The organism is Pseudoalteromonas luteoviolacea (genome assembly GCF_001750165.1).
Taxonomy (GTDB): Bacteria; Pseudomonadota; Gammaproteobacteria; order Enterobacterales; family Alteromonadaceae; genus Pseudoalteromonas; species Pseudoalteromonas luteoviolacea_G.
On the sequence record NZ_CP015411.1, the window covers coordinates 2,126,024 to 2,147,081 of the forward strand.

Annotated in this window: 17 protein-coding genes; 2 read left to right on the forward strand and 15 right to left on the reverse strand. The window is 39.2% G+C overall.

Annotation, left to right across the window (positions count from 1 at the left end; all coding sequences use genetic code 11):
* Positions 1–8 precede the first annotated feature (8 nt).
* The 8 genes from S4054249_RS09055 to S4054249_RS09090 all read right to left on the reverse strand — a co-directional run bounded on the left by S4054249_RS09055 (position 9) and on the right by S4054249_RS09090 (position 8,818).
* Positions 9–1,370, reverse strand: a complete 1,362-nt coding sequence (locus S4054249_RS09055) for a tetratricopeptide repeat protein (protein ID WP_046355395.1) — start codon at positions 1,368–1,370, stop codon at positions 9–11.
* A 4-nt stretch (positions 1,371–1,374) separates the two neighbouring features.
* Entirely contained in the window at positions 1,375–2,034 is a 660-nt protein-coding gene (locus S4054249_RS09060; RefSeq protein WP_046355394.1) for a hypothetical protein, read from the reverse strand.
* Positions 2,034–2,444: an ExbD/TolR family protein gene (locus tag S4054249_RS09065; protein ID WP_046355393.1), complete on the reverse strand. Its 411-nt coding sequence runs from the start codon at positions 2,442–2,444 to the stop codon at positions 2,034–2,036. Before S4054249_RS09065 ends, S4054249_RS09060 begins: the two co-directional genes overlap by 1 nt.
* On the reverse strand, positions 2,441–2,824 hold the full coding sequence (locus tag S4054249_RS09070) for a MotA/TolQ/ExbB proton channel family protein (RefSeq protein ID WP_046355392.1): 384 nt from the start codon (positions 2,822–2,824) through the stop codon (positions 2,441–2,443). Before S4054249_RS09070 ends, S4054249_RS09065 begins: the two co-directional genes overlap by 4 nt.
* Positions 2,817–4,076: a MotA/TolQ/ExbB proton channel family protein gene (locus tag S4054249_RS09075; RefSeq protein ID WP_046355391.1), complete on the reverse strand. Its 1,260-nt coding sequence runs from the start codon at positions 4,074–4,076 to the stop codon at positions 2,817–2,819. The genes S4054249_RS09070 and S4054249_RS09075 overlap by 8 nt, the downstream gene beginning before the upstream one ends.
* A gap of 38 nt (positions 4,077–4,114) precedes the next feature.
* Entirely contained in the window at positions 4,115–4,849 is a 735-nt protein-coding gene (locus S4054249_RS09080) for a DUF3450 family protein (RefSeq protein ID WP_046355390.1), read from the reverse strand.
* A gap of 372 nt (positions 4,850–5,221) precedes the next feature.
* Positions 5,222–7,756 (reverse strand): TonB-dependent receptor plug domain-containing protein, encoded by a 2,535-nt coding sequence (locus S4054249_RS09085; RefSeq protein WP_046355389.1) that lies wholly within the window; start codon positions 7,754–7,756, stop codon positions 5,222–5,224.
* A gap of 123 nt (positions 7,757–7,879) precedes the next feature.
* Positions 7,880–8,818: a LysR family transcriptional regulator gene (locus S4054249_RS09090; RefSeq protein WP_046355388.1), complete on the reverse strand. Its 939-nt coding sequence runs from the start codon at positions 8,816–8,818 to the stop codon at positions 7,880–7,882.
* Between the two features lie 77 nt (positions 8,819–8,895).
* Between S4054249_RS09090 and S4054249_RS09095 the strand changes: the two genes are divergently transcribed.
* Positions 8,896–9,264 carry a cupin domain-containing protein gene (locus tag S4054249_RS09095; RefSeq protein WP_046355387.1) on the forward strand — a complete coding sequence of 123 codons (369 nt, stop codon included), beginning with the start codon at positions 8,896–8,898 and terminating at the stop codon, positions 9,262–9,264.
* 260 nt (positions 9,265–9,524) lie between these two features.
* Here the strand turns inward: S4054249_RS09095 and S4054249_RS09100 are convergent, their stop codons facing one another.
* The 7 genes from S4054249_RS09100 to S4054249_RS09130 all read right to left on the reverse strand — a co-directional run bounded on the left by S4054249_RS09100 (position 9,525) and on the right by S4054249_RS09130 (position 19,756).
* Positions 9,525–10,370 carry a hypothetical protein gene (locus S4054249_RS09100; protein ID WP_046355386.1) on the reverse strand — a complete coding sequence of 282 codons (846 nt, stop codon included), beginning with the start codon at positions 10,368–10,370 and terminating at the stop codon, positions 9,525–9,527.
* Between the two features lie 53 nt (positions 10,371–10,423).
* Positions 10,424–10,846 (reverse strand): hypothetical protein, encoded by a 423-nt coding sequence (locus tag S4054249_RS09105; RefSeq protein ID WP_046355385.1) that lies wholly within the window; start codon positions 10,844–10,846, stop codon positions 10,424–10,426.
* Positions 10,843–12,249, reverse strand: a complete 1,407-nt coding sequence (locus S4054249_RS09110) for a hypothetical protein (protein WP_046355384.1) — start codon at positions 12,247–12,249, stop codon at positions 10,843–10,845. The genes S4054249_RS09105 and S4054249_RS09110 overlap by 4 nt, the downstream gene beginning before the upstream one ends.
* Positions 12,249–16,316 carry a TOMM system kinase/cyclase fusion protein gene (locus S4054249_RS09115; protein WP_052960921.1) on the reverse strand — a complete coding sequence of 1,356 codons (4,068 nt, stop codon included), beginning with the start codon at positions 16,314–16,316 and terminating at the stop codon, positions 12,249–12,251. Before S4054249_RS09115 ends, S4054249_RS09110 begins: the two co-directional genes overlap by 1 nt.
* Positions 16,317–16,853: 537 nt before the next feature.
* Positions 16,854–17,372: a hypothetical protein gene (locus S4054249_RS09120; RefSeq protein WP_145925001.1), complete on the reverse strand. Its 519-nt coding sequence runs from the start codon at positions 17,370–17,372 to the stop codon at positions 16,854–16,856.
* A gap of 197 nt (positions 17,373–17,569) precedes the next feature.
* Entirely contained in the window at positions 17,570–18,355 is a 786-nt protein-coding gene (locus S4054249_RS09125) for a nucleoside-binding outer membrane protein (RefSeq protein WP_046355382.1), read from the reverse strand.
* Positions 18,356–18,442: 87 nt separating this feature from the next.
* Positions 18,443–19,756: a Na+/H+ antiporter NhaC family protein gene (locus S4054249_RS09130; RefSeq protein ID WP_046355381.1), complete on the reverse strand. Its 1,314-nt coding sequence runs from the start codon at positions 19,754–19,756 to the stop codon at positions 18,443–18,445.
* A gap of 348 nt (positions 19,757–20,104) precedes the next feature.
* Between S4054249_RS09130 and dapB the strand changes: the two genes are divergently transcribed.
* Complete coding sequence (gene dapB / locus S4054249_RS09135; protein WP_046355380.1) at positions 20,105–20,905, forward strand: 4-hydroxy-tetrahydrodipicolinate reductase; 801 nt, start codon at positions 20,105–20,107, stop codon at positions 20,903–20,905.
* Positions 20,906–21,058 lie beyond the last annotated feature (153 nt).

Consider the following 21,058-nt stretch of genomic DNA (forward strand, 5'->3'; position numbering starts at 1 on the left):
TATGCTCCTTATAATGTGTTGGTATTTTGAATATCAATGATATTTGCAAGTAAGTTTATTTTGTCTTGAATACGCAAGGTATTTGGGTATGCGCGTTTTGCGTCAATGAGTAATTGATAAGCTGCCTTTAAATCATCTGTATTTATATATAGTTGGGCACGACCTAATAGCGCTTGCAATTGTAATGCCTCAAATGCTTCAGCACGAATATACATTTGCTCAGCTTTGATATAATGCTTCTGTTGTAGCAGCAGGTGGGCAAAGCTAAGTAGTGCATTTTGGTTATTTGGATCTGTATCTAACGCATTTTGATAATGCGCTAAAGCCTCGGTATGACGGTTTTTGGCTTCAAGTATTTGTGCTTGAGTCGAGAGCATAAGGCTTTTATTTTGTGCGCTCAATGCGCTTTGTTCACTCAGATTTGTGATTAACCACTGGCTATCTTCCCAGCGGTTGGCTTGATTGAGCCAAAGCAGGTAATTGCGAATATCTTCAAATACGAGACGCTGACTTTTGACATGTGTTTTAAGTAAGGCAACTGCACGGTCAAATTGTGCTTGTTCAAAATGCAGGTTGATCATGATTAATAAGTTTTGTTGTGGGATATCACCAAGTAATAGCGCGAATTCTAATGATTGTAGAGCGCGCTCATGGGTATCTTGCTCAATATGGATAGCAGCTTTGGTTAACCAGTATGATTGATTGTTTTTATCTTGTGCAATGAGTTCATTTAGCAATGCAAGTGCAGGTTGATGCATCTTGGCTTGTACTAAAGAGGTTAACAAACCCTGCTGCCATTGCGAATTGTGTGGCTCTAGGCTAAATGCTTTTTGATAGGCATAAACGGCACTGAGTCCGCCATGCTGTTGGAGGTTTAGGTAACCTAAATGTCCGTGCACTGAGGCGTTGTTGGATCCATACGCAATGGCTTTAGCAAAGTGTTGCCTCGCTTGAATAAAGTTTTCTGTGATCAGGTAAAGCACCCCAAGCTCTTCATGGGCACGTACTAACTGAGGTTTGCGTTTTAATACCAATTGGTACAAGTGAATAGTTTGGTTGTACGCCTTGAATGAGAAATAGACTTGGGCTTTAATCATTAAAAGAGCAGGACTGAGTTCAACGTCATAGTAGGTATCGAGTTCTGATTTAACTTGCTGAAAATCATTGTTATTAAGTAGTATTCTGAGTTTTTCAGCTAATTCATATTCATCTGGTGCAAGCGACACTTCGCGCTCTAAATACTGTTCGCTAAATCCTGGTATCACAAATTTCACAGGTTCAAGTTCTAGTTTATACGTTTGCGCATTTACGCCAAATATGACGAAAAAATTCATTGTAAATAAAAGAGTTAGCGTAATTTTGTTATTCATTATATTACCCATAATTGAAATTTATATCGTACAAATACACCGCTTGTACGGCTTTTCCTTCTTTTTTCGGAACCTCGAATCTGGCGTATTTAACCCACGTTTTTATGGTTTCAATCATTTCTGGGAATGCCGGGTCGATGATTTTTTTGATAAAGGGTTTGCCTGATTGGTCGATGATTAGTTCAACCGTTGTTTTTATCCTTTTTTCTCCATACTTGCGGACTGACTTTGGTGGCCTTACGTAACGCTGTGAGACGACTTTAGGTACTTTGTCTAGCTTTTCTACCTCTAGCATCGGGATCTTGGAAGTATAGAAATCACGTAGCTCAAATCGCTTAAGCGAAAACTTGGGCATTGAGATATCTGTAATGTTTGGCATTGCCATATTATTTTTAATGCCATAATTGACTTTTACCGTACCTGTGAGGTCTAGGACATTGAGTGTACTCGTGTCATGGCTTGTGTCACTGGTTGTTGTTATTTGTGGTGGAGGAGGCGGTGGTGGAATGAACATAGTAACATCGAGTTGAGCAATTTTTACCTGATCTGGCGGTGTAGTGTTTGTGCCATCGAGAAGTATTAATACGATAAATAAAATGGACGAAAGTCCTATAGCCGAGACCATCAAGGTGAACTTAGCCACACTCAATTGGGGCATTCGCATTACTGAAAGTCCTGTGTTGCCAAACTTATCTTAGTGATACCAGCCAACTTAGCTTGGTCAATCACCTTAACGAGCTGCTCTGTAGTCACTGCTTTATCTGCTTGGATGATTAGCGGTCTTGCTTCTTTACGATTTAAGTGTTCAAGAGTGCTGCGTATCCCGTTTATACCAATATTGGTGCCATCATAAATAACTTGACCGTCATTGGTAATGGCGAGTAAAAAGACGTTTTTTGCTAAGCTTTTACTTGAGATAGAAGATGGTTTATCCACTTCGACACCTGTTTCTTTGACAAATACCGTAGTGACGATAAAAAAAATCAAAAGAATAAACACCACATCGAGTAGTGGAGCCAAATCAATATCATCGGTTTGTTCGCGCCCAGTTTGTTGTTCAAATGAAGACTTCATTTTACACCTCGTAGCGCTTTGAATTTGAAAAGTAAAAGTTGACGAAGGATGAGTGCAGGAATAGCCAAAACGAGGCCTAATTTGGTTGTGATAAGGGCACTTGAAATGCCACCAGACATTACCGCTTGCTGATTTAGGGCATCAAAAATTGACATGAATTCAAAAGTATTAAGCAACCCCTGAATGGTTCCGAGTAACCCAAGTAAAGGAAGTGCGGCAATTAATGCGAGTAGGGCAACCTGCCAATTTTTTACATTGGTTTCCCAGTCATCTCGCGAAGGGTGGCAGTAGAGATCAAAAATAATATAATAAGTTAGACTAGCGATACACAATAGGGCTATCACGACGCCATTAGATAGTATTTGAGTAATATCAGCCATGTATTTGCTCCTGTTGGCTGATCTCAAGTTTGCTCAAGTGCAGTGCCAGAGATTCTAATGAAGATTGAAAACTTTTCACACGCCGTGTGAGTAGTGCACTGACGATCAGGGCAGGTATTGCCACAATTAGTCCAAGCTCTGTTGTGATTAATGCTTGTGATATCCCACCAGATACTACAGATGCCTCACCTGAACCAAAAATATTCATCATCAAAAATGTATGGATCATGCCAGATACTGTACCAAGCAAGCCGAGCAAGGGAGCAACTGTTGCACAGGTTGTAATTACACCAATATATTTTTCATTCAGCGCTTTTTGTTTTGATAACTCTGCCAATAACAGGTCATCTCTTTTTTGAGAAATTTCGCTTTGCTGTACAATATTAAACAGGGCCTGTTCAATTGTGCTGAGTTTAACGTAAAGCGCTTTCAACTCTATGGGAGATATCGGTTTATTGGCATATTTGATGACTTGTGCCGTGACCGTATTTATGTGTGGTAGCCTCGAGAGTTGAATTGCTTTGAAAAGCCCAATGATGAGCGCTGCGAGTGCAAATGAGATAATCGGAATAGCCCATGTGCCACCCTTGTTAAGGTAATCGAAAAAGGAAAACTGACTTTGCGCTAATTTATCAGCATTGCCAAGAGTAGGGTCAAAATGAATAAAGCCAAAGCCAGAACTTTTTAAATGGGCTAAGTCATTAAATAGCGTATTTTGCTGGTGGAATTGCTTTAATATGGGTGTACCGTTATCAGTAGTTTTGGATACAATGCCTGCTTCTTTGTTATTAATAGCATACTCAATAGGGCCGATTTTAATCACATCAAATGTCGCAAGTGTGTTATCACTGCCGAACAATTGTTTTTGTTTAAATGTAGGTTCCAGCTTTTTATTGAAAGTGCTAATAATGCGATTGATATCAATGTTACCATTGTCATTCGAAATATGACTTTGCGTGGTTTTTTCAAATGCAGCTATGAGCTGTGCTTGATAACTTTTCTGATTTACCCATTGTTGATTACGCTGCTCCAACTGATTAACGTTGAGTAGTTGCTCATCTTCTAAACGTCGAATATTTCTGGCTTCATTACGCAGTTTTTTTACGGTTTTTAGTTGGGCCTGAAGTTGATTGGCAATCTTTTTGTGCTCGTCGTTTATGCGCATTTGAGCAGCGGTGAGTTGCTGTTGTGCACTGGCTATGCGCTTGATTAGTTCCGCTTTTAAGTCTGGCTCCATAGCCATTGAAGGCATGCACGTAATTATCAGTACTATGTAACAAACTCGATGAATCATAATGCACCACTGCTGCGAGAGTTTATTGCCAATGGCAGCTGAACGTATTTTGCGCGCATCGGGTTTGTTAAGATGTAAGTAACTTGGGATATGTGTGCTTGGGTGAGGGGAATATTCACCTGATCTTTGTGTTGCCATTGAAATTTATTGTCTTGATTTTGTCCATAGCCAAAATAATGTTTATCTTTTGAGATATACCATCCATGAGCTAGCCCTAAATACACTTGTTCAGCCAAAATAGATTCGTGCTCATTTAGCTCAATTAAACCAGTATGAAAAACCACCCTTTTATCAAAGTTATATGCTTGCTTTATTAGATTGAGAGCCACTTCTAATCGAATTGAATTAGACTCTGTATCTAGCCTTGATAACGTCTTTTTCCATTGCTGTTGGAGCGGTGGGGGTAGTTTAGTTATTACTGATTTAAGATGCTTTGACAACAAATCTAATTGGTGAGTGAGTTCGGCATTGGCGTGTTCAAAGGTGAACTGTTGTGATGTGAGCTTAGCACGTTTTTCTGATACAAGAGATTGATTTTTATTACTATTACTGATTAGCTTTTGCAGTGCAGTTTGCTCTTTTGAGAGTAGTAAACTTTTTTGTTGTAAATGTGTCTTTCTTTGCATCCATGATGTAGTCAAAGCACTTTTTTGTTTCTCAAGATTGAGCCATTGTTCAATGAGTTGTGTTTCATCCATTGCTTGCACAGAACATGTGCTAAACAACAGCATAATTATATTTAAATACCTTTGTTTAACGCAGAGAAGAATCATATTAAGTCTCATTTTAGATATTTCTGGTTGAAATTTGTTCGTTTTTTATATTAGGAACAATGCGGAATTTTTGTCAAACAGCCGAATTTGAATTGATTTTTTAGTTGAAAATTATTGAAGTAATAAAATGTAGAATTGATTTAAATTGGTAAAAATATTGATAGGTGAGTATTAGACACCATGCAATGTGTGTTTATTTAAAATAAAAACGTGTGCGTTATTTTTTATAAATATGGTGATTTTTCAATCAGAGAAATTGTAAGAATGACATATTTAGTTAATTTGCATGTCTATGTATTGGCCATATGGCCAATACATAGAAGGTGTCATTTAAAAGCTAAAGTTAACTTTTGCGTAATAGGTCATCCCATCAAATCCATATGGCAGAGCTCTAAGTGGGTAGCGCATTGCGCCATTGGTGATAAAGTTAAGCACCTCATCTTCTCCCAGTTCGTTTGGTGTTTTATCAAATAAATTGTCTATACCGACTGATAAATCAAAGTTGTCATTGATTTGGTATGCAAAGTTAATGTCGACTAACACGGCTGACTCAACAACACTGTTTTCTTGCCAGTGATTAGTCGGTGATAAAAAGTCAGGTAAGACAATGTGTTTGCCTGCAAAGTACGAAACCTCGGTTTTTCCAAAATAATTTAAACGAAGTAGCGAAGACCATTCATCTTTTTTATAGTCAAAAGTAAGTGTGGCACGTTCTTGTGGTTGGCCATGGGTTAAGAATGACTGCGTTTGTTCATCTAATGCGATGTCTTCAGATATGCCCTCTGGCGTATGTATTTTATCAATTGTGGTTTCATTTTTATTTGCAGCAAATGTGACTTCAAGCTCACCTGCAGCAATCTCGGTTGTGTAGGATGCGATTAAATCAATCCCTTTGGTTGTCGAGTCGAGCGAGTTTGAGAAGAAGTTAGCTTGCACTGCACCCGAAGCTTTAAGCGCTGTATTGGCTTCTGGGAAGTTTTCAAGCGCCTCGCTGTCAACGCCAATGAAACTCCCTAAATTTATACGGTCATAAATCTTGATTTGATAGAAGTCTAATGTGATGGATAAATCATTGCTAGCGTCCCATGCAAAGCCTAAATTTAAGTTATCAGACGACTCAAGTTGTAAGCCATCAATACCTAAAGCGCTTGGGAATGGTGAACCCGCAGTTGCTGTAAAAGAAGTCGCAAGTGAACCGTCGCCACCTAAACTTGTAGTGAATGCACTGTAACCGGCTTGTTGTAATGACGGGGCCCTAAATCCAGTTGATGCCGCAGCTCTGACAGCCAGATCTTCTGTGACTTCATAGCGAGTTGCGAGTTTCCAAATGGTTTCGTCACCTGAGTCTGATACATCTTCATACCTTAGTGCACCACTGACTAACCAATACTCATTCAGTAAGGTTTCTGCTTCAATGTAAATAGCATGACTTGAACGATCAGCTTCATTGGCTGCGTCAGGTCTTAGCCCTTGGTAAGCTTGGAATCCACAATCTGCAAAAACGCTAGAGTCGATCACGGAAGGGAATGAGCTTGCTGCGTTCGAAGCACCACATGCGTACGATGCAACTTCACCAGGCACAATTTCGTAATTTTCTTTACGGTATTCAGCACCAATCGACACATAAATAGGTTCGGCATCGCCACGTTCAATAACACCATTTAAGTCAAAGTTGGTTGTCCATTGATCAAATCTAAACCCACCGGAATAACCTCCATTAGGGCCCGCGTTTTCTACAATCTGTTCATCACTGGCATTGGGGTTGTTGGCAAGGTACTCGGCTGCATAGGAAGCATTAATGGTATTTGATGATGAGTAGCCATACTTGTTTTGGCCATAGACACTAGAGAAATCGAAACTCCAATCGGGGTTGATATCTCCTTTAAAGCCAACTGCAAACGAAATGTCATCCGCTTCGTTGTCTATGCGAGGTAAAAATCCGTCTGGGTATACCTGTGGCACGTTGCGTTCTGCACGGTTAAAGTCACGGTAAAAACCATTACCAAAAGCGGTTCTATTGGAGTATCCGCCAAATGAATAAAGCTCTTTATCACCAAATGGCAACGCAGCATTGAAGAAAAGTGAAGTAAATTCACTATCGGAGTTACCTTGTCGCCACCTGACCGTGTCGGATAATTCTCCTGCAGGGATTGTCGATGAACCACCAGTATCACGTTCAGCGCGGTTAGTACCCTCTGCATCTCGATACTCTAGAGATAAGTTTACAAAACCGCCTTCGCTGCCTATATCAAAGCCTCGGTTTAAACCGAAAGCATAGGTATCCCCATCACCTTCGCCTGTCGCACTGCCTTGGAAAAAACCAGTGGTTACTCCGGTTGAATCATTTAAAGATAAATTGATCACCCCTGCAATTGCATCTGAACCATATCGAGCAGCGGCGCCATCTCGCAGGATCTCGACATTTTTTAATGCCATCATTGGAATGGAGTTCATATCGGTACCAGCAGCACCAGCGCCGACGGTTCCGGTTAGACCAAAAATAGCTTGAGTATGTCTTCTTTTACCATTGATAAGTACTAACGTTTGATCTGGCTGTAGCCCCCTTAATGTGGCCGGACGGAATAGGTCGGAACCATCAGAAACTTGAGTTCTACTAAAGTTAAACGAAGGGGCGATTGATTGTAAGCTCTGTCCAAGCTCCGTGTAGCCTCCTTTGTTGAGCTGCTCTGTATCAAGAATATCAATGGGTGACGTTGATTCAGTTGCAGTACGATTTGAAACTTTAGAGCCTAATACTGAGATAGTTTCAATTTTTGTATCTGTTGATTCGGTTTGTTGTGCAAAAGATGCGCTGCTTGCTAGCAGTGCAAGCGCGATTGGTGATAGTTTGAGAGATCCTGTCATAACTTACTACTCTATAATTTTTATTTATTTTATAGGCTTAGCCTAAGCCCAAGTTGTCATAAAAAAATCTCAAGTGCAACACCTTTGTATCTATAATGTAAACTTTAATGTGTTTTTGACCATTTAGGCTGATGATATTGCAATTGCTGCAATCTCGCTGAGTTCTTTTTTTAACCAGCTCAGTCCTGGATCCAATTCAAAGGCGCGATGCCAAGCCATGTATAATCGATAAGGAGGTAAGGCAATTGGCGGTGTGTAAATATCAATCAAATCTTGCTCGGTAGATGAGATTGCACGTGTAGGGACCGTTGCTATCAAGTCACTAGTTGCAACTAAGCTGATTGCCTGCATGAGGTGTGGAGTTATGGCTGCAATGTGCCTTTCTGTATTAATCTTACTCAACTCAATATCCAAACTACCGTATTCTTGACCCCAAGGAGAGATTAAAATGTGCTGTGCTTGTAGATAACTGGATAATGACATCTCATTGTTAAAAAGTGGGTGGTTTCTGCGTGAGATCACCCGATAATCCCCGCTTAATAATGTTTCATATTCAATATCTGAGTCCAAGGTATCAGTGTGATTAAAGGTCAAAACGAGATCGATTTGATTAATGGTTAAAGCCGATAGAGGCAGCTCGGACTCTAAATCCACAACTTTTATTTTAATACCTGAATGGGTAGCGGAAAGTTTATTCAGTAACGGAAATACAAAAAGTCTTGCGATGAAATCTGTAGTAGCAATAGTGAATTGTCGTTTGGATGTAGTTATATCAAATTTATCCAAGCTACTGGCAACTTGGTTGAGTAATGCGACACCTTGCTGCGCAAGAGGCTGTATCATAAGCGCTTTCTTTGTTGGTTTCATTTCACCTTGCTGTCTGACGAATAAAGGGTCATCAAATGCAACTCGTAAACGTTTCAGTGCGTGACTCATAGCCGATTGGCTTAAGCTTAACAACTCAGCCGCTTCTGACACACTTTGTGTTTGGTACAAAGCGTCCAAAACAAGCCACAAATTCTGGTCAAACTGTCTTAAATTCATAGTATGTACAATATTCATATTTATCTGAAAAATGTACATTTGATTCATGCTCTTTTGCAACATATTCTTTTTATGAGCATTAGAGTGAGTAGACAATGAAAAACCAAAACGCGATTAATTTTGAACATAAGCTATCATTATTCAGTGACCATTGGTCACCTAAAGTAGTGGCGCAAATGAATGATTATCAATTTAAACTTGTCAAAGTAATAGGAGAGTTTACTTGGCATCAACACGATAACACAGATGAAACATTTATCGTTTTAGAAGGGGCGTTGGATATCTATTTTAGAGATAAAACTGTGCATTTAAATCGTGGTGAAATGTTTGTGGTTGAAAGAGGGGTAGAGCACAAACCTGTCGCATTGGAAGAATGCCATCTCTTAATAATCGAACCCAAAGGTGTGATTAACACAGGAGATACAGGAGGAGAGCTGACCGCTGATAATGATGTGTGGATATAATCATGGATTATGAATAACCGTGTAAACATGCATGTTAAAGGTTATTAAATACCGCTTATAGTTGTGTTTCAGTTTGAGTAAGTCTGCCTATACGACAATCATTTAGTTATCTGAGGCTCTGATTGGGCTGGTGTATTCTGCCAAGAGTCGTTTAATCGTTGTAAGCCAAATTTTGTTGATAGGTGTTAGATGAGGACTTGGTTATAAGCTGTTTTTCAGCCAATGATATCCATAGTCAGCTCATCTTTATATAACTTAGGTTAAAAGAAGGGAAAGGTATTTGCTTTGCAGTATATTTTTACCTCTATCAGGTGCATTTTATGAAATACAAGTTTGAAATGAGCTGGAGAGACTAGAGACACGTTATCAGGATTGTATTTAGAAAGCTGAAAATGCTTTTGGATAAAAGGGTTTGCTTCTTGTGCATGCGATTCATCTAAAAGCTCTAGCTCGATAAGTGTTGTAATTAATGTTAGCCATGTAGCAGTCACATGCTGTCCTTTGGCATGGACTTCAATACCAACGGGCCCTGATAATTCATGACTTAAATTCTGCGATAATTTAAAGCTAAATGCTTCGCTGAGCTTTTTAAAAAGCTCATCGTAATGTGTAACGAGTTTAGGCACTTGGAAAGTCAGCTCATTAATTGTCAAGGCCGCAGAACATATTCTCAGGCTTTTTGCCTTACGTGCTCCCATGTAACCATAATGTTCAATAGGCAAGGTACGACGAAGTTTAAATAACCTAAGCATTAAAAAACTTGTTTTACAGGCGAGCCTTGAGTTTTGTAATTGTGCGTATATAAAACTTTTTAGTTGTTGGTCTTTTTTAACATATTCTTTTGGAAAGGAAATAAATGAATTAGCACCACCACGAAAATTATCACCAGCGTCATATTCATACCAATGCACGCATTGGGGCTGTTGAATTGACACTGAAACGTCCAGCTTCCTGGTATTAAATAAGCTCTTTTCTATGTAAATTGAACTGCACTTTGGATGCATTGAATCGAGCGTTCGTAATAAGGTAACTTGACTACGATCTAATTTAAATTTATCCACCAATAATGGAGTAAGTTCTTTGATATTTGTTTGATTATTTTTCATTGTTGAATATTAAAGCTGGGCTAGAGAGTTGATCCCCTAACCCTAAACTTCTGTTACCAAGTTGCAGTGTATGACACATCACCGAGGAAAAACTTCATGTAGTCTGGATCATTTGAAGCTTCTAGTTGACCAATTAGAACTTGTGCTAGTGTTGTCGTTAAATAACCTTTTTCAGGAACTTCTTGGTTACCTGTTAACAGCGCTGTCATTCCGTCAACTTCTGTTTGTCTCATTTTTGTAATTTCTTTGATATTTGACTTAACCAAGTCCGATTGTGGCTTTGCGTCTTCAAGCTCTTTAATTTGATGTGTGTATTTACCTATTTTGCTTGCATAGTCAGCCATTGCAGTACTTAAGTCTTCACTTCCTGCAATTCGTGACATGGAGTCGATAATGGCAATTCGGTCCGACTGGGTCATGTTTGCGGCAACATTAGAGTTATAATCTTTAATTATAATATTGTTATCAATTTTCATTGTGAAACCTTCTTTATTAGTGAGTTAGGAAAAAATAAAAAATCTTTTGATGTGAAATTAGAACTTTTTTGAGTCTTTAAGTGAGTCGGTGTGTGGCAATTAATGCAGCTGCTTTTTTGGTTATATGGCTCTATTGCTGTATTACTTAAGTGTTTAGGTACAACACATACCTTTTTATTGGGGACAACAACATATTCTCCTTTGTCGTTATCAAATCTTATTTTATTTTCCACATTACAAAGCTGGTCTAAATTAGAATAATTGGCGTAGTCTGTTTCCATTATATTTTGTGCCCATTGTGTAGCATCCTGACGATAAAACTTCCATGGAGAATTGGGAAAGTTTGTTTCAATCTCTCTAACAAGTTTTTTGTATGCTACATCTGGGTTGGTTCTTAATATATTTGTGAAGTCAGCAAATTCGAACTCATTGACATTAGCGATCCGGGCGTTGTAGCCTGAGTAAGCTTCGTCAAATGTGTTAACTTTTACTTCTGATGGCGAGTGTCTATCGTATAGATTCCATTTTTTAAGTAATAGTGAGCGCATTGGCACTTCTGTTTTGTTTGTATTTTTGTTGTAGCCAATACTTGGGCTGTTATCGATATGAGAAAATGTGGTCCAAGACCATTGAGGTAGATATTCAGAGCGATAGGCTATGTGCATAGCTATTAAAGCGACATTTGCATGCCTACATGTATTGCCATCAAAAATATAGGCTGGTTGCCTAAAGTATCGCTCGCCATCATCACTTTGCAATTCTTTCCATGCGAGTTTTAAGACAAGTGAACCTTCTTTAATAAGTGTTTCCGTAGGGAAATTGAACTTGGTCTGTTCGGTTATGGGCCCTTTTGATAATAATGCATCTAAATAATCTTCAATGACATCGTTCATGACTACTTCATAATGAATCAAGTTTCCGGCGCTATCTCTTAAGGTATTAGGGGTAGCTGGGTTTGAGTCTGGGACTTTGGTATCAGCTAAAAAGCGATATTTACTGGACTGTTCACCATTTTGAAGAGGTATTTTACAAACTTCATTGGGATCAATGTATTTATCCCGACTGTTGGGATTATTTTTTTGTATATATTCATTGGTGGTGGTCCAAGAAAGCCAAATGGGGTTGACTGGCAGTGCCTTTATTGCAATACACTCTTCGCAATTAAAGGTCGAACTTAACCCATTTAGAGCTAAAAATTGATTGTTACCATAGTTCAGGAAATCAGTCATTGCGTTGTTGATACCTGATATGTGATCAAGGACTGTCGGACTATTAATTGGCGAAGTTGGCAAGTGATAGTTTAAATACAGCGCGTCAGAGTCATCGCTAGATTCTGTGCCAAATCCAACTTGAGGGAATATCAATGAACTGAGCACCCCCATTAATGCAACGTGTGTTTTCATTATTTATTCCCTTGCTTTGTGATTAACTTTTCGATTCTTACAAATAGGTTTGTTCCGGGTATTGGCTTGAGATCAGCAGAGCGGTAGCGCTCTATAATATTTATGTTGGATACAAACAAAATCAAAGCAAGGTTATAAAATAAGGTTAGAGCGCCTAGTTTGTTGTCATTACGATTGAAGTACTTTACTTGGTCCATAATATTATCTATTTCAATTTCCTTAATAACTCCGGTGTTTCTGTAAATGGATTTAATCAGGACAGATCTTAAAAATGGCGCATTCCAACTTAGATCCATTCGTTGCATTTTATCTAGACCGTCTCGGCAAACCTCAATTGCTTTATCTGTCAGCTTTTTTCTACTCAAACAATCAGCATACATATATTGGCATGTACTAATTACGCCAGAGCGACCACTTTCTATTTGCAGGTTAATATATTCTTCGAAACCAGAAATATCATTGATACTCCATTGGTAATGCATTTTAGTGCCTTCAACAATCCAAAGGTCTTTAAAGTCTTCTTTGAACATGTCATAGTGATGTCTGGCGAGATCATCTATTCGCTTTCTGTTATTTGTATGTACACAGACGATAAAATCGAAATGAACGGCTAAGTGAAAACACAGTTCATGGCCGGGTATATCACTCTTTTTCTTCGCGACTTCTAAATTCTCAAAAGCTTTATCTAAATTGCCTTGTAAGCAATGCTGCATTGCAGAGACGTAGATAACATAAGATTTTGGATCAACACCTGCCTTTAGATATATGTCCTTGTCCAGTTCATCATCATATTCATCCAAACATTTGTTCCATATATACTCTGCTTGTTGGAATTCACCCCGTAACATATGGGCATTTCCCAGATATGGTGAAATGAGAAGGCTATTGCTTCTTTTAAATTCTGGTTCGCTATTTTCAAGAATATGATATGCCAGCTTTAGTGCATTTGTACTTTCGCCGTTGAAGATAAGTGTTTGAAATTTTAAAAACTCGTCAAATACGGTATTTTGTGGAACCAGCTTATTGTCGTGTAACTGAGGAAGTTCAAGGTTCTGTGAAATTTGTTTAGACCCAAAACCCGAATAGCCCATTTCGGCAAACGCTAAATATTGCTGCAACTTAACATACAGTTCCTCATTTTCCGGGCAGTCTGTACCCATTGACTCGATCCAGTCTATGCCCTTGTTGACAATATAAACCGCTTCTTGATTAGCTGCTCTTTTTAGCAAGTACCCTGCATAATCCGAAATGACCGAGACTGCTATATTCACTTCTTTAGCCATATAAAAATGTTCAGCAATAACAACATTTTGCTCGTCATTTTGTGAGGCCGATTGAAGTGATTCCGCAACGCTTTTGTGATTTTTAATTTTGTTTTCGACAGACAATGAATCATAAGCCGCATCGCGCACTAAAGCATGCTTAAAAATGTAACTATCAGACTTGGTTCGACGTTGTAAAAAAACTAAATCGGCATTAATTAACTCAATGAGGTCATTTTGAAGTTGGCTTTCACTCAAAGGTGAAGCTGAAACAAGTATATCGTATTCAAACTCTCGACCAATAGTGGAGGCCAATTGCGCTGTTTCTTTTGCATGAAGCAAACAATCTAGCTTTTGCTGTAATGACTCTCGTAAACTTGAGGGAACTTGGTCCAATCGTGCGGGAGAGGTAAATTCGATTACACCGTGCTTGTAGTCAACCAATTCTCTTTGTTTCAGCATGCTTACAAGCTCTTCAACGAATAGAGGCACTCCGTCAGTACGATTTATCAATGTATCTATTACATTGGAAGAGACATTTCTGTGCTCAAAAAGCGTGTAAATAAATTCTTCAGTAGCTGCAAAAGAGAGTTTATTAATATTCACTTCGGTAATATGAAGATCTACAAGTTGGCTTGGAACCGCTTCTCTAGAAGTAGTTAGCACAGCTTCTGCAGAAGAAAGCTGAGACATGAAATGAGATATAAATTCAAGAGTTGTATTATCAGCCCAGTGAATATCTTCAATTATAAATAGCTTATTGTCATTTATACCAAATTGTTTTGTTAAAAGAAGTCGAGAGAGTCCTTCGAATAAGTGTTGTTTTTGCTCATCTGGGTTAATAGTTTGAAGTTGATTGCCTTCTTTTAAATCGATGTTTAACCATGTAAGTAAAATTAAGATGAGTTGCTCTCTATTGTATTCAGAGCTTTTTGGCTGCGACTCTATCACATTGGAGAATACTTCGTATGCAGAGTCATAATTTAACTCATTGGTGTTAAATAGGTATTTAACTAAGTTAAGGATTGGGTAAAGCGCACTGTTTTTGTGTTCTGGTAGACATTGAGCAATAAGATGCTGGTAGTCTGTAGTATTATGTCTGACTTCTTGAATAAGGCGTGATTTACCAATGCCTGCTTCTCCACTGATGTGGGCTTTGCGAGCAGGTGAATGCTTGATCACAGTTAGAAGATTATGGAGCTCTTCTTGTCTACCAATAAAAGTATGGTTATTACGCGTTCCTCGCATAAAGCCAAAGGCTTCGATTTGGCGTTCACCTTTTAATTCATATACTTGCTCAGGACTATAAGACAAGCCTAATTTTAGGTCTACATAATTATCAAACTCACTGTAAGGGTCTAGAATAGCCCGAGCTTCTGCACTACATAAAACTTGTCTCTCTTTTGCTGTTCTTGCTAGCACCATCGCAGCATTGGCAGCGTGCCCTTCTGGAGTTGTATTAGCATAAATGACAAATACCCCAGTATGTATACCTATATGCACGTTAAGTTGTGCGCCATGTGCATCTTTCATTAACGCGTTGCGTTTTGAGATTTCGCTGATGATTTCCAGTGCGCTTCTAGCGCATAGTCGAGTATCATTATCGCTGGCCGTAGGGTGGCCAAAATAAAATAAAGATGTATCAGCAACACTGCCTACGTGAAATCCACCAAAGCGGACGGCAATATCCAAGCAATGATTTCGTTGTGACTTAAATAGTGTATCTATCACATCCAAATCATGGTCTCGAGAGTCAATAAATGATGTACTAAATCGCACTGCTAATGTTGTAATTTGTTTTTTTTCAGTGAGGGAGGTGTAGGTATAGGGGATGCCGGATGTTTCTGAACACTGCTGCATAACAAGCGTTTCATCTTCGACAAATTGCTTTGCGTTGCTCTGCGCTAATGTGCCTACTAAATTGGCCACATTGATGGATTTAAGCTCATTAAATGCTTCTTCGCCGGTGATCACTCGCTCGATGGCGTTTTTATTTAACACACGACGTAGTAATCCGGACAGGGGATGCCCCAAGATAGGACTGGGCATAGGGATATGGGCGTCGCTGAGCTGTCTATGATAAATTGAAGCTATACTCGTGCCACTAACAGCTGGTATCCCAGTCAAGCATTCTAAGTACACCAAGCCCCATACATACAAATCCGTTTTTATAGTTGCAGGCTCTCCTCTGAGCTGTTCTGGAGCACTGTATGAAGGCGTACCAAGCGTTTCTTGGGTTAAAGTGAGCGTCTTAAAGTCTGATTGGCGGCTATCTTGAGTAAGTGTACCGATGCCAAAATCCAGTATTTTTGCATGTAGCTTAGCACCTGTTTTACTCAGCATGATGTTTGCTGGTTTAATGTCTCGGTGAACGATACCTTTATCATGAGCGTGAATGAGCGCATCAAGAACTTGAGACATAATGTCTGTTGCGTCAGGTGCACTAAAAGGACCTTCGATCAGTAGGTGTTCACGTAATGAATAGCCTTCAACGAATTCGAATACGCCATAAAGTAAACTGTCATCAACTTGACCTTGATCTAAAAGCCGAACGATGTTGGGGTGTTGTAATTGACTGCTTAATGATGTTTCACGCTTAAATCGTTCAATGTACCTTTGTTTTTTTTGCTCTTCACAATGAGGTTCTATTGAGAGAAATTTAATAGCAACAATTTGTCCTGTGCTATTTTGCTTGGCTTTGAATACTTTACCGAAGCCACCCTCACCAATCTTACTTAGTAATTCGTAATTAGAAGACTCAAATCGTTCATCGATATATGAATCTGAAAACTGTGTTAATGACATAATGGTAATAAGCTTTTTAAATTAATGTCCGTTTATGGTGCTCTTGGGTCATTTAAAGACGACAAAAGGCCAATCGAGTAATTCCTGTTTAAAACACGAGTTACAGTAATTAAACATTATTAACAATTAATGGCGGGATACAGAGTGATATGTTTTTATGTGCAATTGTTAACTTAAAAACCTTAATTGTAATAATTTTCAAACTGATATCACTCATTAATTTTGCAAAATGCAATTATATGTTTTAGGTAAATTTATCAAGATCTTATTACATGAAATTTAGAGAGTAAACACGGTGTAATAAAGTGTAATATTTGGGTTTAATTTGAACAGATAGCTGGAAATCTGCGCTCTACCTTGCTGTATTAGCGTGCTCGATTAGAGGGGGGGGGATGTCATTGGTAGGAGATAAGAGTTCGATAGTTTTTGAAGACCAATGCGGGAATTCGTGAGGGTAATTATCTTGAGTGTGTTTGATTTAGCTCATTAGTCTATTTTTAACTGTAATTAACACGTTTAATTTTACTTTTTGGCCATCTATGCAATGGCCTTTATCAAGATACTCATGTCGGTAATGCCGGCTTCTTTCATTGCATCTTTTACGCTCTCTATCATGTCGAAGTAGTGGATTTGTAATTGCATGAAATACTGGTTTCTCGAATCGAAATAGGCTTTTTGTGCTTCGTCATTGTGGTCAGTTTTGGCGCTGAGCTCAGCGACTTCTTGTTTAACTAGGTCTAGCTCTTCTTTCATTTCTTCTAAACGTTCTAACATTCGACGGATATGATCGGGAATGTCGCCGTACTTATCTTCGGCTTTTTCTTTCGCTTCTCGGCCAGAAAGCTTTTCCTTTTCTTTGTCTGAGAGTTTATGGGTGCCCTCTAACTCTGAAGCTTTATCTGTTTTATTTGTGGAATCGCCATCTTTACTTTCCACATCGGAAGTATTATTTTCTACCTCTAAGGTTTCTTGCTCTCTTTTGGCGGCCCTTTCCTGAAGGTCTGTCGCTAGTTTATGGCCATAAGCCACACTTACTTCATGTAAAAAGTTCATCATAAAATCCTTGGCAATAAAGTACCTATAAAACACCACTACTTAAAATACGTACTATTATCGGCAGAAGAATGAAAGACTTTAATACATTATTCTTATTTTATATGCTTACTTTAGATGAGAAGTGCAGTAATGCTCAAGAGAGTGAAATTTAAGCGGTTCAAGAGGCACTGATTAGCGCCTCGGTGTGATTAACCTAGTTAAAATGTCCAAGCGACGTGTACTTGAGGTACTGATTCATTGGTGTCAGTGCCTAACTTATTTCGCCAATATTGCCACTCTAATCCCAAATACAGTTGGCTTTCTGGCATTTCAAGTGCGTGACCCAAATCCCATCGAATGATAGGTTGAGCCAGTAGCCAGCCTTTAACGTCAAAACCTAGCTCATTTTCTCTTTGGGCGATATATTCAACATGCCCGGTCACTTCAAATTTTTGATTGCCGATACTAAAAGGGTATCCCCAAGCTATATCTATCATCCAGCTGTTTGATTCCGCAGGTGCACCACCTCTGGCTACGCCCTCGTTGTCGTCAATATAAGCTGTAAATAAGGTTGATAAAAAGCTAAAGCCTTCAGCGTTCCAAGAGATTTTTACACCAGGCAAGTATTTCATTACTTTAGAGTCGCCAGCCATATTAAAGCCAGCAACTAACCCTATGTCTTTTATCGCATTATTTTTAAATTCAAATCCAGCTGTTTTTGACAGGCTAAATGTTGAGTACCACTCTCCATAAAAGTCTCTATCTTGATAATTATCATCTAGATCATCGACAAGATAGTCTATAAAGAAAAAGTTATCTCCATATTGATAACCAGAGCTGTGCTGCAATGAATATACAGTAGTATTTGCCTCATTTTTTGTAAAAGGGTTTTTAAACTTCCCATGATTGATATGGAGCTGCGTATTGCTCCAATCTGCAGCATACGTCGAAGAAGCGATGCAAGTGAGGGCAGTGGATAGTGCCAGAGAGATTTTTTTGTTCATTAATATATCTTAAAAGTTGAGGAACTTTGTAATTATATATTAATTCAGGAGGTTATGTGCACCCGAAAAACAGGTGCACAGATCAAGTTAGGCTTTATTACGGCGTAAAATAATCACAGCAACCGCAGTGAAAGCTAAAATAAAGCAATAGAATGAAGATGTAGACACATCCCAAGGACTGATGCTGAAAGTCGCGCCTAGCAATAATGCTTGTGCGCCATATGGCAAAGAGCCTTGCATTACACACGCGAAGATATCTAATAAACTTGCTGAACGCTTTGGTGATATATCACTATCGTCCGCTAATTTTTTAGCAACAGGTCCTGCAACGATAATACTTACCGTGTTGTTTGCAATACACATATTGCTAGTCATAACCAAGGCGGCAATACCAAGTTGATCAGCAACTTTACTGTTCAATTTGCCAAGCTTAGACGTGATTTTATGGATTTTAGTTGCTATGTACTCTAAGCCGCCATTAATACGAATAAACTCAGACAGGCCACCAATAAACATCGATAGTAAAAAGATCTCCTGCATATCAGTGAAGCCTTTATATACGTCTTTAACGAATGCGCCGCCTTCATAATCACCGGCAAAGCCAACTGCAGCCGCAAAAATGATTCCGCTAAAGAGCACAGCGAATACATTCAAGCCCATGACGGCAAGAACTAGAATAAATGCATAAGGTAGCACCAATAACCAATCGAAATCTTTAGTTTCAACAGCTTGAGGCTCAGGGGTCAAGAATACCAAAAGCAGCACAGTGAAGAAGGCCGCAGGTAAAGCAATTTTTAAATTCTCTTTAAACTTGTCTTTCATTTCACAACCTTGCGTACGTGTCGCTGCGATTGTGGTATCCGAAATAATAGATAAGTTGTCACCAAACATCGCACCAGAGACGATTGTGCCGGCCATCAGGGCTGGGTCAATACCTGTTTTTATAGATACAGCGTAGGCAATCGGGCCTATTGCACCAATAGTCCCCATAGATGTACCCATGGCAGTCGATACAACTGCAGCAATTAAAAATAAGCCTGGCAGTAAAAATGCCGGTGGAATTAGTGATAGACCCGCGTTTACAACCGCATCAACACCACCTGTGGCTCCTGCGACTGCCGAGAAAGAACCAGCTAGCAAGTAGATAAGGCACATGGTGATGATATTACTGTGTCCAGCGCCTTTAATGAAAGTTTCAACGCTTTGATTGATTGACGTTTTATTTAACCAAAAAGCAAGCACGATCGCTGGCAAAATAGCCACCGGTGCGGGTAATTGGTAAAAGGCATAGTCAACGCCTTGTGATTGTAGGTATAAACCTGCGCCTAGAAATAGGGCAACAAAGGTAAGTAAAGGTAACAAAGATAACTTTGCACGTGTGTTGTCAAAAGATGGCTGCATAGCACTCCCCAAAAAACAGTATCTACTTAAGTTGCAGTGTAAGTAGACATAACCACAGCCAACAGGGCTATTATTAGCTGTATTTAAACTTCTACGCCCGCAATAATTAAATCGGCGAAGGTGGAAGTTTAAATGTTTAGACGTCTAAAGTCTATGGTCTTTATTATAATTATTGAATAACTGACTATGGCATAGAGATACGCTAAACTCTAGGCCGGTACAAGCATGTGACAATGAGTTGTTTACTCGATTAAGTGCTAGAAGAAAATGCGCATATAGAATGAAGAGGGCGAATTGATTATCGTCTACCCATCTGAAGCGTAGATAAAAATTAGGAATGAGAAAGTAATGACAAAAATAGGTGTATTTGGTGCAAACGGCAGAATGGGACAGGCACTGATTGAAGCGGTAGAAATTGAAAAAGAGGTTGAACTAGCTGGCGCATTTGTGAGAGAAAGCTCGCAATATCTGGATACGCAAGTCAAGGCACTGCAACCTGTGCACACATCAGCGCTTAAATTTAGCGCCGAAAACAGTGAAGACCTGCAAGCTGGTGTGTTAATCGACTTTACGTTACCTGAAGGTATGTTGTCTCACCTAAAAACGGCAGTAAGTAAAAAAATCCCCATGGTGATTGGTACAACCGGTCTATCTGATCAAGAGATGGCACAGTTACAAGAAGCCAGTAAGCACATCCCCATTGTATTTGCGCGCAATTTTAGTGTCGGCGTAAACCTTTTATTAAACTTGGTGCAAACGGCAGCAACCAAGCTTGCTGATGAAATGGACATTGAAATATTTGAAGCCCACCACAGAAATAAGATTGATGCACCGTCAGGCACTGCGTTGGCAATCGGGGAAGCGATTGCAGAAGCGAAAGGGTGGGATCATGACACTGTCGCGAGGTATGACCGCACTAATGTTCATGAAGCGAAAAGTCAAGATGAAATTGGCTATTCAGTCCTCCGAGCAGGTGACATAGTTGGTGAACATACAGCTTACTTTGCAACCATGGGTGAAAGGCTTGAATTAACCCACAAAGCGGCATCAAGGTTAACGTTTGCATCAGGTGCAGTAAGGGCTGCACAGTGGTTGAAAAACAAACCAGCAGGACTTTATGACATGCAAGATGTCCTAGGTTTGAAGTAGTTTGTTTATTTTTTTGGCGGTTTCACTTGAAAATGACTTTTAAGTGCTTATTTTCAAGTTTTTTACTCTAATCATTAGACGAATCCCAGAAAGTGCTGTAGACTGTAACGAATTTGCCAAAATTTAATTACTGCGTGTTACCAAGCGCTTTGT